This is a genomic window from Bacillus sp. TE9106W (assembly GCF_054062215.1).
In genome coordinates this window covers 206,564-219,843 of record NZ_JBSSFA010000005.1, presented here as the reverse complement: position 1 = coordinate 219,843, position 13,280 = coordinate 206,564, and the positions used below count along the sequence as shown (strand labels likewise).

Sequence of the window (13,280 nt, the reverse complement as noted above, 5' to 3'; positions counted from 1 at the left end):
TTAAAAATACTAAGGGGGAAAAAATGATGACGAAAGTATATGCATCGATGGCAGGAAATGTATGGAAGATTGTTGTAGGAGTAGGAGATACAGTAGAGGAAGAGCAGGATGTCGTCATTTTGGAATCTATGAAAATGGAAATTCCAATCGTTTCAGAAGAAGCTGGCACAGTTATGAAAATTAATGTGCAAGAAGGCGATTTTGTAAATGAAGGAGATGTATTACTAGAAATTGAATAGGGAGATATAGGGGGAAGCGAATTGAAACTACCTAATTTTGCTGTCATTAAAGAAGTCGGCCCACGTGATGGCTTACAAAATGAAAAAAAGATTGTTGGCACAAAAGATAAAGTAAAATGGATCCAACTACTTACAGAGGCGGGATTATCGTACGTTGAAGTTTCCTCATTCGTTCACCCTAAATGGGTCCCTGCATTAGCAGATGCAAATGATGTGTTTTCAGAGCTGAAAAGGGACCCAAATGTTACATATGCAGCGCTTGTTCCAAATCAAAATGGTTTGGAACGAGCTTTTTTGCAAAATGTAGATGAGGTGAATGTTTTTTTATCAGCAAGTGAATCTCATAATAAAAGTAATATTAATAAATCCATTAAAGAAGCATTAGTTGTAGTTGAAGATATAACAAAACAGGCGTTATTTGAAGGTAAAAAGGTAAGAGGCTATGTTTCTACTGTATTTGGATGTCCTTATGAAGGGGATATAAGCGTCATAGCAGTTGACGAATTATGTGATCAACTATTTTCATACGGCATTTATGAAGTGTCTCTTGGCGACACAATCGGAGTAGCGAATCCGTTACAAGTAGAGCGAGTATTAGAGCATTTATTAAAGAAATATGATGCTTCGCAGTTTGCAATGCACTTCCATAATACGTACGGGATGGCTCTTGCGAATGTAGTAAAGTCTTTAGAATATGGTATTACAACATTTGATAGTTCTTGTGGTGGTCTTGGCGGCTGTCCATATGCACCAGGAGCATCAGGCAATGTTGCAACTGATGACTTAGTTCATATGCTCCATAAGTTAGGAGTCCAAACGAATATTGATGAAGAGAAGTTATTAAGAGCGAGTCAATTTATTCAAAGTAAATTAAATATCCAATTACCGAGTCATGTGTATAGAGCGCTTCAACATAAAACGATAAGTAGGTGAGAAGATGCTACAATTACAAAATATTTCAGTTGATTATGTAACACCGCACGTTGTAAAGATTTCATTAAATCGTGAAAGACAAGCAAACTCATTATCTTTAGCGTTATTAGAAGAGTTACAAAACATATTAACTCAAATAAATGAAGAGGCAAATACTCGTGTAGTTATTCTAACAGGTGCTGGTGAAAAAGCGTTTTGTGCTGGTGCTGATTTAAAAGAACGTGCTGGCATGAATGAAGAACAAGTTCGCCATGCTGTTAGTATGATTCGTACTACTATGGAAATGGTTGAACAATTACCACAGCCAGTTATTGCTGCTATAAATGGAATCGCACTTGGTGGTGGTACGGAATTAAGTTTAGCTTGTGATTTTAGAATTGCGGCTGAATCTGCAAGTCTTGGTCTGACTGAAACTACACTAGCAATTATACCAGGAGCAGGTGGTACGCAGCGTTTGCCAAGGTTAATTGGTGTTGGTAGAGCGAAAGAATTAATTTATACAGGAAGACGTATTTCGGCACAAGAAGCGAAAGAATATGGTCTAGTAGAATTTGTTGTACCAGCTCATTTACTTGAAGAAAAAGCGATTGAAATAGCAGAGAAAATTGCTAGTAATGGCCCTATTGCTGTTCGATTAGCGAAAGAAGCAATTTCAAACGGTATTCAAGTTGATTTACATACCGGATTACAAATGGAAAAACAAGCGTATGAAGGTGTAATCCATACGAAAGATAGATTAGAAGGATTACAGGCATTCAAGGAAAAACGCACACCAATGTATAAGGGGGAGTAAATATGATAGATCAAAAACAACAATCGAATACATTTGAAGAACGAGTTGAAACGATTAAACAAGGCGGCGCACCAAAATATCATGAACAAAACAAAGCGAAAGGTAAACTATTCGTTCGAGATCGCTTAGCTCTTTTATTTGATAATGGTGAATATGTAGAAGATGCATTATTTGCAAATTGTGAAGAAACGGGATTACCTGCTGATGGTGTTATAACGGCAACGGGAAAAATACATGGTCGTACTGCATGCGTAATGGCAAATGATTCTACGGTAAAGGCTGGATCATGGGGCGCACGTACAGTTGAAAAGATTTTACGTATTCAAGAAACGGCAGAAAAATTACGTGTTCCGTTATTTTATTTAGTTGACTCTGCTGGGGCGCGTATTACGGATCAAGTTGAAATGTTCCCAGGGCGCCGCGGTGCAGGAAGAATCTTCTATAATCAAGTGAAATTATCAGGTAAAGTTCCGCAAGTATGCTTATTATTTGGACCTTCTGCAGCTGGTGGCGCATATATTCCAGCCTTTTGTGACGTTGTTATGATGGTAGAAGGGAATGCTTCTATGTATTTAGGATCTCCTCGTATGGCTGAGATGGTTATCGGTGAAAAGGTAACTTTAGAAGAGATGGGCGGAGCTCGTATGCATTGCTCTGTATCAGGATGCGGAGATGTTTTATGTAAAACAGAAGAAGATGCGATTACACAAGCAAGACAATACATTTCATATTTTCCAAACAACTACTTAGAAAAAACTCCATTGGTTACACCTCAAGAACCGAAACAATTCGATAAAACGTTAGAACAAATCATTCCAGAAAATCAAAATGCTCCTTTCAATATGAAAGATCTTATTAATAGAGTTATTGATGAAGGTTCTTTCTATGAAGTGAAAAAATTATTTGCTCAAGAACTCATTACAGGTTTAGCACGTATTGATGGTAAGCCAGTAGGTATTATTGCAAATCAACCGCGAATGAAAGGCGGCGTATTATTCCACGATTCAGCTGATAAAGCAGCAAAGTTCATTAATTTATGCGATGCATATCATATTCCGTTATTATTCCTTGCAGATGTACCTGGATTTATGATTGGTACAAAAGTAGAACGTGCTGGTATTATTCGTCACGGTGCAAAAATGATTTCCGCAATGAGTGAAGCAACTGTACCGAAAATTTCTATCGTTGTTCGTAAAGCATATGGTGCTGGTTTATATGCGATGGCAGGTCCAGCCTTTGAACCAGATTGCTGCCTAGCATTACCGACAGCTTCTATTGCGGTAATGGGTCCAGAAGCCGCGGTCAATGCTGTATATGCAAATAAGATTGCAGCTTTACCTGAAGAAGAGCGTGATAGCTTCATTGCTGAAAAACGAGAAGAGTATAAGAAAGATATTGATATTTACCATTTAGCATCAGAGATGGTCATTGATGGTATTGTTCATCCAAATAATTTAAGAGAAGAGTTAAAAGGACGATTCGAAATGTATATGAGTAAATATCAAATATTTACGGATCGTAAACATCCTGTTTATCCAGTTTAAAAGCCCTGTTTAGGGCTTTCTTGCTCAAAAAGTCAAGGAGGGGAAAACATTGAAACAAGCAGTTTGGTTTCCAACAGAAGAGTATAAAGAAAAAACACGCTTATATGGTTGGATGAAATCATTGGGGTATGAAGATTATGAAACGTTTTATAATAAATCTATTGAAGAAACAGCTTGGTTTTGGGGAGAAGCTGAGAAAGCGGTTGGCTATCAATGGATGAAACCTTATACAGAAGTATTAGACCTGCAAAATGGTACGCCGTTTGCACAGTGGTATAATGGCGGAACATGTAACGTTGTAGAATCAGTTTTATCACGCTGGCTTGCAGATGATGAAACAAGAACGCAACCAGCACTTCAGTATGAAGGAGAAAATGGAACTTCAAAATCATTTACATATGAAGAACTGGATAGCTGGGTAAGTCGCGTTGCAAATGGTTTGAAACATGCGGGTATTGAAAAAGGCGACCGAGTCACAATTTATATGCCAATGATTCCAGAAACAGTTGTTGCGATGCTAGCTGTAATGAAAATCGGAGCAATTATTTCACCAATATTCTCAGGATTTGCGTCTGATGCAGTCATGACACGCGTGCAAGCAGCAGGATCAAAGATGATCATTACTGCAGATGGTTTTTCACGCCGAGGTAAGATTGTTTCATTAAAAGATGAAGTAGATAAAGCTTGTGAGCATTCTCCAACTGTTGAAAAAGTCGTTATCGTGCGCCACGCAGGAAATGATTTTACACCGCATAATTATGATTTCTCATGGAGTACGTTAGAAAAAGAAAAGCCATTTGTACATGCTGAAGAAATGCAGAGTGACGATCCGTTAATGCTCATTTATACATCAGGTACAACTGGAAAACCGAAAGGGACCGTACACACTCATGCTGGCTTCCCTTTGAAAGCAGCATTTGATGCAGGGTTTGGGATGAATATAAAACAAGGCGACCGCGTATTATGGGTAACTGATATGGGCTGGATGATGGGACCATTTTTACTATTCGGCTCTCTCATTAATGGAGCAACGATGGTTATGTATGAAGGTGTTCCGGACTTCCCAGAAGCAGATCGTTTATGGGAGACAGTTGATAAATATGAAATTACACATCTCGGTATATCACCAACATTAATTCGTGCATTAATGGCAAAAGGTGATGAGTATGTAAATAAACATTCGCTTAAGAGTTTAGAAGTATTTGCCTCAACAGGTGAGCCTTGGAATCCAGATCCTTGGATGTGGCTATTTGAAACGGTTGGAAAAAGTAATGTGCCAATTTGTAACTATTCAGGCGGAACTGAAATTTCAGGTGGGATTTTCGGAAATGTCCTTATTAAACCAATTGCACCGATTAGCTTTAACGCTTCTTTACCAGGAATGGCAGCGGTTGTGCTCGATGATCAAGGTAATCCAATTCGCGATGAAGTGGGAGAATTATGTTTAGAGAAACCTTGGGTTGGTATGACGAAAAGTTTCTGGGAAGACGATGAGCGTTATGTGAACACATATTGGTCACGTTTTGAAAATAAATGGGTTCACGGTGACTGGGTGGTTTATGATGGTGAGCAATATATTATTACAGGACGCTCAGATGATACGCTAAACATTGCTGGAAAACGCATTGGACCTGCTGAATATGAATCTATTCTTGTGAAGCATAATGATGTCATAGAAGCTGCCGCGATTGGTGTACCAGATGATGTAAAAGGTGAAGTTTGTCATTGTTTTGTAGTATTAAGAGATAATGTAACATTTACAGGCGAATTAAGGAAAGAATTAATGAGTTTAGTAAACTCTCATATTGGAAAAGCATTATGTCCAAAAGATATTCACGTTGTAGAAGATTTACCGAAAACGCGTAATTCTAAAGTAATGCGACGTGTCATTAAAGCTGCTTATTTAGGGAAAGAATTAGGTGATTTATCATCACTTGTAAACCCTGAAGTAGTGCCATTTATTCAGGGATTGCAGTCTAGTAAATTATAAAATTAAAGCATGTATAATGTGAACTGACCTCTAACAATTAGAGGTCAGTTTTTATGTATACAGGATAGTTTAGTACATGTGTTTGTTTTTTCCTTTCTATGTTTTTGCCTCGTACACTTTGAAGCTAGTGGACATACTATATTAATAGAAATGACTAGGGGGGTGAGATTTTGGGATCTCGTTATAGTAATTCTAGAAAAAAGTGTTCATGTAAACAGTGTTCATGTAAACAGGATGATTGTTGGGATGTTTTTGAAGAGTGTAAAAAAGAACATGAAGAGCAAAACAAGGCATGTGACTGTTGCTGTGTACAAGGAATTAGAGATGAGCTGAGAAAGTTAGTAAACAGGTCAGTGCGTATTACAACAGGAAGTAATAATTATGCAGGAACTGTTTCTTCAGTCACTTGTGATGTTGTAAAACTTGCTAATAGTGCTGGGGTAGTTACAGTAATTATTTCAGTTTGTAAAATTGAAGCGATTGAACCATTATTAACATAAGAAACATGGCATAATTGGGCTATGTTTTTTGTAAAGCCATTCTTATGAATGGCTTTATTTTCATTTCGTATAAAAGGAGAATATATTCTATATATAGAAATAAGTTTGAGGATATATAGAATGGTGTATGAAAGGAGAATGAAGTTGATTAAATTAGAACCCTTTAAACGATCCGATTTCAAACGATTAATAAACTGGATTGATTCCGAAGAATTTTTAATACAATGGTCTGGAAATGCATTTACATATCCCCTACATGAACAACAATTAGAAAAATATATAGAAAGTGAAAATACACTTGCATTCAAGGTAATAGATGAAGAGAATAAAGAAGTAGTTGGTCATATTTCACTTGGGCAAATAGACCATATAAATAAATCTGCAAGGATTGGTAAAGTACTAGTTGGTGATACGAGAATGAGAGGACGTTCCATAGGGAAGCATATGATGAAAGCAGTACTTCATATTGCATTTGATGAATTAAAACTACATAGAGTAACGCTTGGTGTTTATGATTTTAATACATCGGCTATTTTATGTTATGAAAAAATAGGATTTATAAAAGAAGGTTTATTAAGAGAGTCAAAAAAAGTGGGCGAAACGTATTGGAATTTATGGGAAATGAGTATGTTAGAATATGAATGGAGTGATAAAAAATAATAATTATCTATAACTATATTATGTTAATTAAAAGGGGTATGGTGTGGAATTATGAATAATAAAACGAAAATCATTACAATTGCAGCTGTTTCAGGAGGAGGTAAAACGACTGTTACAGAAAGATTAACTGAAAAGCTAACAAATTCAAAAGCACTATATTTTGATAGCTATCACTTTGAAAACTGTCCTACTGATATTTGTAAATGGATTGATGATGGAGCAAATTATGATGAATGGGTACTCACACCATTAATTAAGGATATTCAGCATCTTATACGAGATAGTAATGTAGATTATATTATTGTAGATTATCCTTTTGCATACTTAAATAGTGAAATGCGACAATTCATTGATGTAACTATATTTATCGATACGCCTTTAGATATTGCAATGGCTAGAAGAATTTTGCGAGATTTTAAAGAAGATACAAAGAGTGAAATACATAATGATTTAATGCATTATATAAACTATGCTAGAAAAGCCTATTTGGAGGCGCTTCGTACTGTAAAGCCAAATTCAGATATTGTGTTGGATGGAGCTTTATCTGTAGATGAAATAATTAATCAAATTGAAGAAGAACTTTATCGGAGAGAAGTGATCGCCAATGGTTAAAAGTATAGAAAAATATGTACAAGTTGATGATTTTAAAATGTATTCAAAAGTATTTCAAGGAAAGAAGTTGCAGCCTGTTTCAGCAAATTTAATTGGGAGAGGACTATAAATTTAGAAAACGGCTTGCACTGTAAATGCAAGCCGTTTTTTATATATAAGAAGATTTCCTAGTTGAAATCCTCGGATTTTTTCTGACGTATATGTAAAAACATTAAAATTGTAATAATAAAGAAAATCAACAATGTTTGTATGATCAAATTTTTAAACTGAAGCAAAACTGCCCAAGATGTAACAGCATCTTTAAATGCTTGAAGTGCAGAGTATGAGGAGGGATCAAAGCCGTACTGTAGTAATTTTTTTGTTTCAATAAAAGTACTGTTTTCATTATCGGCGTCTAATATTACTGAAATAAGTCTAGTATCTCCTCGTTTTGCTGTACTGACAAAACTATAATTACTATTAGTTGAAAAACTAGTTTGTAAGCCATCAACACCTTGGAGTTTAATGTTTTTATTTAGGGAATAAATCATTTTATTGGTATTGAAAACTTTGGTATCTTTGAAGGTGAACTGGTAAGAGGTTAGTTTTGTAACGTTCAGTACATCTGGAAAGTCTGTTACTAATCTTGTTGCTAGTTTACCAACTTCAATTGCTGTTGTAGTTGAAAGTTTATTTGTACCGTTATTCATTCCAGTAGCGTTTAGAAACGGAGATGGTTGTGGTAACTTTAGTTGTTTTGCTTTTTCATTCATTAGCTGAGTGAAATTATCTTCGTTTCCAGCAATGTGTTCTGCAAGGGCAAGTGTAGAACGATTATTCCCTGTCAATAACAATGCATGAAGTAAATCACGAACCGTTGTTTTATCTTTCGAAGTTACTTGTATAGGACTCGTTTCTGCTCGGAAAACTTCGTTACTTATTTGTACTACTTCATCTAACTGTATATTTCCTTTATTCAGTTGTTCTAGTACGATATATTCTGTCATTAATTTAGATAAAGTATCTGATTGTATAGAAGTTTCTTCATTTTTTTTATAAACAACTTCACCTGAATTGGCATCTATTAAAATAGCTGATTTAGCTTGAATAATGGGACCATTTACATAAAGATAAAAATATAAAACGATAAGTGTGGTAATAACAAAAGATAATAATAAAATTGTAATTTTTTTTAAGAATTGCATAAGCGATCCTCCTATTATGACATCGATAATAATATTGTAAAAAGGAATGCTTAATTAGGAAGAAAGAAAAGGTAAAGAATTTCTAAAGAATTATAAAGGATTATTTAAAATTGTAATTTAATGGGAAATGAAAGGTCCAATTTCATATATTATAAGAAATTGGACCTAAAATTAAACTGTATTAACATTTATATGGTTGTAGTTTTACAGTGAATGTTGTTTTTTTGTCATCACTATACACTTCAATGGTTCCTTTATGCAATTCGACAATACTTTTTGCAATTGCCAATCCGAGTCCAGAACCACCAGTGTTTGTAGAGCGCGATTTCTCAACGCGATAAAAACGTTCAAAAATATGAGGTAAATCGGTACTTGGAATAGGTTGGCCGTAATTGGTTATATCGATTGCGATCATATTATTACTTTCATAAGCAGTAATATCAATATAATCACCATCGTTACCGTAAGCGATAGCGTTAATAATTAGATTTTCAAATACGCGCACTAATTTGTCCCCATCAGCTAATACCATTAACTTCTTTGATGGGAAAAAGGGGCGACAATCAATATTAGTCTCTTGAAGCTGTATTCGAAATTGAACGGTTAATTGTCCAAGAAGTTCTACAATATCAATAGGGACAGAATATAAACTTAATTCTTTATTTTGAACACGTGTATATTCAAACAAATCATTCATTAATGCATTAAGACGAGTTACTTTGTCGTAAATGACTTGTATATAATGCCGTAATTCCACTTCATCTCTATAATTATCATGGTGGATTAAATTTACGTATCCAACTATAGAGGTAAGAGGAGTACGTAAATCATGCGATACATTTGTAATAAGTTCGCTTTTTGCTTGTTCTGCCTGTCTTTCTTCATCAATCGAGACTTTCAATTGTTCAACAATTTGATTAACCCCGCTTGCTAACTCTTCTAGATAATTATGGTTTACGATAGAAACTTTATGATTGAAGTTTCCATTTGCAATATAACGAATCTCTTCTATCATTTTTTTAATACAAGTTTCATAGTAAAGCTTTCTTTCATGACGATAAAAAATGTATAGGTAGGATGAGAAAATAGAAAATAAAAATAAATAAGAGACAATCATCATCCATAGAGATTCTTTTATTCCTTTATATTTTTCATAACCAAAAATTCTAATAAATTCTTTGCTAAGTTCACTTAACGTAAGTGAACTCTCAATTACACTCGTAACGAGGCGATATATAATTAATTCAGTAATAGGAGTGAGTGTGATAGCTAATAAGAGCCAAAAAATTAGTTTCCATTTAGGGATATCTTTTAATATATCAAATGCTTCATTTCTCAATTTTATAGCCTACTCCCCAAACAGTATGAATAAATTTTTCTCCATTCATTACTGTTTCTAGTTTATCCCGTAAATTACTAATGTGGACCATTACAGTTTTATTTGAACCATAACCATCTTCATTCCAAACACGCTCAAATATTTCTTCAGAACTAAATACTCTTCCTGTATTACTCGCAAGTAAATATAAAATATCAAATTCAATAGATGTAAGCTTAATATATTCTCCATTTACTTTCACAGTATGATTATGTTTGTGTATTTCAGCAGAACGAATGCGAATCATACCATCTTCATTTTTGGGCGAAGAAGCATTTTGGAAAGATGATCGTCGAAGCAAAGCTTTCACTCTAGCTACTAATTCTAATGGATTAAATGGTTTAATCATATAATCATCGGCGCCTGTCATAAGTCCTAATATTTTATCCATATCTTCTGCTTTTGCACTCAGCATAAGAATAGGTACAGTATTATTTTCACGAACTTCTTGGCAAACTTCTAATCCATTTCGTTTTGGCATCATAATATCCAAAATCATAAGGTCAACTTCATATGTAGAAATCATTTGTAATGCTTCATCACCATCATATGCTTTATAAATGTTATAGCCTTCATTTCGCAAATAAACAGCAAGTAATTCGACAATTTCTTTATCATCATCAATAATTAATATATTTTTATTCATTATGTAGTTCCTTTCCTTACAAATCATTAACATTACTATAATATCAAACATTTATGTACTTGTAGCGATGATTCTTTATAAAATTTCATGTAACGTATTAAAAAAGGGATTACAACATTTATAACGAATACAAAACACAAGGATATTAAGATTATATATTATATTGAAAGTTAGTTTTAAGGAGGATTTACTATGTTATATAAGGAGATATATTCATTTTCTCCAACTGGAAAAATAGAAAATGATATTAAAGATTTTTTATTAAAATACAATCAGAAGCCTACATATAAACATTCAATTCGTGTAGCAAATGAGGCGAGGAAAATTGCAAAAATGTTTTATGAAGATGAAGAAAAAGCAGCGATTGCGGGATATTTACATGATATTAGTGCAATTTTTCCAAATGAAGTACGGATTGTAGTTGCTGAAGAATTCGGAATAGAGATATTAGAAGAAGAACGAAAATTCCCAATGATTATTCATCAAAAACTTTCGAGAGTAATCGCAAAAGAGATATTTAAAGTGCATGATGAAGAGATTTTAAATGCAATTTGTTGCCATACCACACTGCGTAAACATGCAACGAAGATGGATTTAGTGTTATTTGTTGCTGATAAAATAGAATGGGATCAAAATGGGACACCACCATACTTAGTAGAGGTAAAAAAGGGGGTAGAAAAATCTTTAGAACATGCGGCTTTTGCATATATTTCATATTTGTGGGATAGAAAAGACACGTTGAAAGTTTTACACCCTTGGCTAGAAGATGCATATTGGCAGTTAAAAGAATATATGAATGAAATATTTACTAGGGTTACATTAGTACCATACAAATAATAAACACTTATTTGAAGATATATTTTTAAAAGAAGATAAAGTGTTTTTAATAGCAAATGTTTATTGACTTAAAAAGGAAATGTAAAAAATCCACAGAAAATAAATATATAGTCGATTTATTCAAAAAGAGATTTAAAGTATCATACAAGACAAGAAACAATACTTTTTTATTTGAAGATGAAGAAACTGACTTGTATTGTACATATCAATTTTCATTAAAATATTTCGCTGGTGATATAAAGTATAAACGATTTATTCAAGCAGCGAATCATGAAGATTTACCAGGTCTTTATCCTCGTTTAGGACGCAAAAAAAGAAATTTCTTATCCAGATGTATTTCTCATAAATGCAACAAAAGATATTATCATGTTTATGTATGATGATAGAGGAAGTAAAGTAATTTCGAAGAATAAAGAAACAATACGAAATTTATATGAGAAATATAAAGAGTGGATTCCAGATTATAAAAGAGAAAGCATAGATAAATTATTTAAATGACAGTGAGGGAAGTGAAGTTTGTAATGAAACGTATTGCAATCGTAGCCGCTTGGGAACCTGAACTTACGTATTTGCATCAATCTTATCCAAGTGAACGCATTGAAAAAAGAGCCGCTTGGGAATTTCATTTTCATACTATAAATGATCTGGAAATTATTTCAGTTATAACTGGTGTTGGGAAGGTAAGTTGTGCTAGTTGTGCACAATTATTAATTAGTGAGTTTCAGCCAGATGAGTTGTTTATGACAGGGATATGCGGGAGTTTATCAAATAAGGTGAAAAATGGTCATATTGTAGTGGCACTCAACGCCATACAACACGATGTCACTGCTGCTGGTTCGGGCGAAGATGTTTTTAACTTATATAATGGTAGAACAGCACCTATTGAAACAACAAAATCGCTTGTAAGAAGAATAAAAAAAATACGATCTTATGATCCGATTCATTTCGGGACATTTTTATCTGGAGATCAACGTATCCGTAGTTCAGAAATGAGGTATTTACTCCATACTGTATATGGAGCATTGGCTGTTGATCAAGAAGTCGCAGCTTTTGCTTATGTATGTCAAATCAATAAGAAGCCTTTTTTATGTTTAAAAGCTGCTTCAGATCAAGCAAATGATAAAACGAAAGAGGAACAAAAAATATTTAAAATGTTAGCATGTGAACGAGCTTGCGAGCATTTAATTGCTTTTTTACGTGTGTATGAAATCAATGTAGTAAATCATAGATAGTAAGAGGGGCTTAATATTGGAAAGTACAAATAAAATAGCTATTTTGGGTGCGAACGGAAAAGCCGGAAAAATTCTTGTAAATGAAGCGTTAGAAAAGGGATATCAAGTAAAAATATTAACGAGAAATTCTACAAATACAGAGAAAATAAATAAAAATATAGAGACTATTATTGGGGACGCACGTAACTTTTCAACGATACAAGACTTACTTCAAGGTTGTAGTGCTGTAATTAATGCAGTAGGCCAACCGAAAAATGAATCTTACATTTTTAGTACAGTAACGAAGCATATTTTAGAAGCGATGAAAGAGTCTAAAATAAAAAGATATATTCTAATTTCCGGAGGTTCTTTAAATGTTACGGGAGATCAGAAGGGAATTATAAATAAAATAGGAGCTACTTTGTTTAAATTGTTTTTACCAAAAATGATGCAAGATAAATATAAAGAATTACAAATTATCCAAAATAGTGAGGTAGATTGGACAATTGTTAGATTACCATTTGTTATAGAGGGAAATGGTATTGGAAGTATAAAAGAGAGTTTAGTTGATATGCCAGGAATTAAAATACAAAATGGCGATATTGCACCGTTTGTTATAAAACAAATTAATAGTGATAGATATGTAGGGAAGTGTCCGTTCATTTCAAATTAAGCAGTAGAATTCAAAATTAAAGTATGATGTGACTAGTAGATCTTATGTATTTGAACGTTAAGTTTAACACGAGTAAGTGG

At 33.8% G+C, this 13,280-nt stretch carries 14 protein-coding genes and 2 pseudogenes; 13 read left to right on the top strand and 3 right to left on the bottom strand.

Annotated features, from left to right (window positions below):
• Positions 1 to 23 precede the first annotated feature (23 nt).
• From ACVWY7_RS12385 to ACVWY7_RS12345, 9 genes and pseudogenes are all read left to right on the top strand, one after another.
• Complete coding sequence (locus tag ACVWY7_RS12385; protein WP_001985297.1) at positions 24 to 239, top strand: acetyl-CoA carboxylase biotin carboxyl carrier protein subunit; 216 nt, start codon at positions 24 to 26, stop codon at positions 237 to 239.
• 21 nt (positions 240 to 260) lie between these two features.
• A complete protein-coding gene (gene mvaB, locus ACVWY7_RS12380; protein WP_000775444.1) occupies positions 261 to 1,172 on the top strand; it encodes a hydroxymethylglutaryl-CoA lyase in 912 nt (303 codons plus the stop codon).
• A 4-nt stretch (positions 1,173 to 1,176) separates the two neighbouring features.
• The gene (locus ACVWY7_RS12375) at positions 1,177 to 1,965 is read left to right on the top strand and encodes an enoyl-CoA hydratase (protein ID WP_000939804.1); all 789 of its coding nucleotides are present in this window, start codon (positions 1,177 to 1,179) and stop codon (positions 1,963 to 1,965) included.
• Positions 1,966 to 1,967: 2 nt separating this feature from the next.
• Entirely contained in the window at positions 1,968 to 3,509 is a 1,542-nt protein-coding gene (locus ACVWY7_RS12370; RefSeq protein ID WP_105989564.1) for an acyl-CoA carboxylase subunit beta, read from the top strand.
• 49 nt (positions 3,510 to 3,558) lie between these two features.
• A complete protein-coding gene (locus ACVWY7_RS12365) occupies positions 3,559 to 5,499 on the top strand; it encodes an AMP-binding protein (protein ID WP_000806495.1) in 1,941 nt (646 codons plus the stop codon).
• A 170-nt stretch (positions 5,500 to 5,669) separates the two neighbouring features.
• Entirely contained in the window at positions 5,670 to 5,999 is a 330-nt protein-coding gene (exsK, locus tag ACVWY7_RS12360; protein WP_000535707.1) for an exosporium protein ExsK, read from the top strand.
• A 120-nt stretch (positions 6,000 to 6,119) separates the two neighbouring features.
• A complete protein-coding gene (locus ACVWY7_RS12355; protein ID WP_033682646.1) occupies positions 6,120 to 6,659 on the top strand; it encodes a GNAT family N-acetyltransferase in 540 nt (179 codons plus the stop codon).
• Between the two features lie 51 nt (positions 6,660 to 6,710).
• Positions 6,711 to 7,271 (top strand): nucleoside/nucleotide kinase family protein, encoded by a 561-nt coding sequence (locus tag ACVWY7_RS12350; RefSeq protein ID WP_001060866.1) that lies wholly within the window; start codon positions 6,711 to 6,713, stop codon positions 7,269 to 7,271.
• Positions 7,264 to 7,374: pseudogene (locus ACVWY7_RS12345) on the top strand (hydrolase); the annotation flags it as partial. The gene ACVWY7_RS12350 and the pseudogene ACVWY7_RS12345, both read left to right, overlap by 8 nt.
• A gap of 64 nt (positions 7,375 to 7,438) precedes the next feature.
• Here the strand turns inward: ACVWY7_RS12345 and ACVWY7_RS12340 are convergent.
• From ACVWY7_RS12340 to ACVWY7_RS12330, 3 genes are all read right to left on the bottom strand, one after another.
• Positions 7,439 to 8,455, bottom strand: a complete 1,017-nt coding sequence (locus ACVWY7_RS12340) for a D-alanyl-D-alanine carboxypeptidase family protein (protein ID WP_001160088.1) — start codon at positions 8,453 to 8,455, stop codon at positions 7,439 to 7,441.
• Between the two features lie 181 nt (positions 8,456 to 8,636).
• Positions 8,637 to 9,794: a sensor histidine kinase gene (locus ACVWY7_RS12335; RefSeq protein ID WP_001243303.1), complete on the bottom strand. Its 1,158-nt coding sequence runs from the start codon at positions 9,792 to 9,794 to the stop codon at positions 8,637 to 8,639.
• Complete coding sequence (locus tag ACVWY7_RS12330; protein WP_001038814.1) at positions 9,784 to 10,479, bottom strand: response regulator transcription factor; 696 nt, start codon at positions 10,477 to 10,479, stop codon at positions 9,784 to 9,786. Before ACVWY7_RS12330 ends, ACVWY7_RS12335 begins: the two co-directional genes overlap by 11 nt.
• A 192-nt stretch (positions 10,480 to 10,671) precedes the next feature.
• On the opposite strand from ACVWY7_RS12330, the gene yqeK reads away from it, so the two are divergent.
• The 4 genes and pseudogenes from yqeK (at position 10,672) to ACVWY7_RS12310 (ending at position 13,200) form a co-directional block, all read left to right on the top strand.
• Positions 10,672 to 11,316: a bis(5'-nucleosyl)-tetraphosphatase (symmetrical) YqeK gene (gene yqeK / locus ACVWY7_RS12325; RefSeq protein WP_456523814.1), complete on the top strand. Its 645-nt coding sequence runs from the start codon at positions 10,672 to 10,674 to the stop codon at positions 11,314 to 11,316.
• Positions 11,306 to 11,814 (top strand): annotated as a pseudogene (locus ACVWY7_RS12320) (DUF3885 domain-containing protein); the annotation flags it as partial. The gene yqeK and the pseudogene ACVWY7_RS12320, both read left to right, overlap by 11 nt.
• The gene (gene mtnN / locus ACVWY7_RS12315) at positions 11,811 to 12,548 is read left to right on the top strand and encodes a 5'-methylthioadenosine/S-adenosylhomocysteine nucleosidase (protein ID WP_000218298.1); all 738 of its coding nucleotides are present in this window, start codon (positions 11,811 to 11,813) and stop codon (positions 12,546 to 12,548) included. The pseudogene ACVWY7_RS12320 and the gene mtnN, both read left to right, overlap by 4 nt.
• 16 nt (positions 12,549 to 12,564) lie before the next feature.
• A complete protein-coding gene (locus tag ACVWY7_RS12310; RefSeq protein ID WP_000446324.1) occupies positions 12,565 to 13,200 on the top strand; it encodes an SDR family oxidoreductase in 636 nt (211 codons plus the stop codon).
• The last annotated feature ends 80 nt before the right edge of the window (positions 13,201 to 13,280 follow it).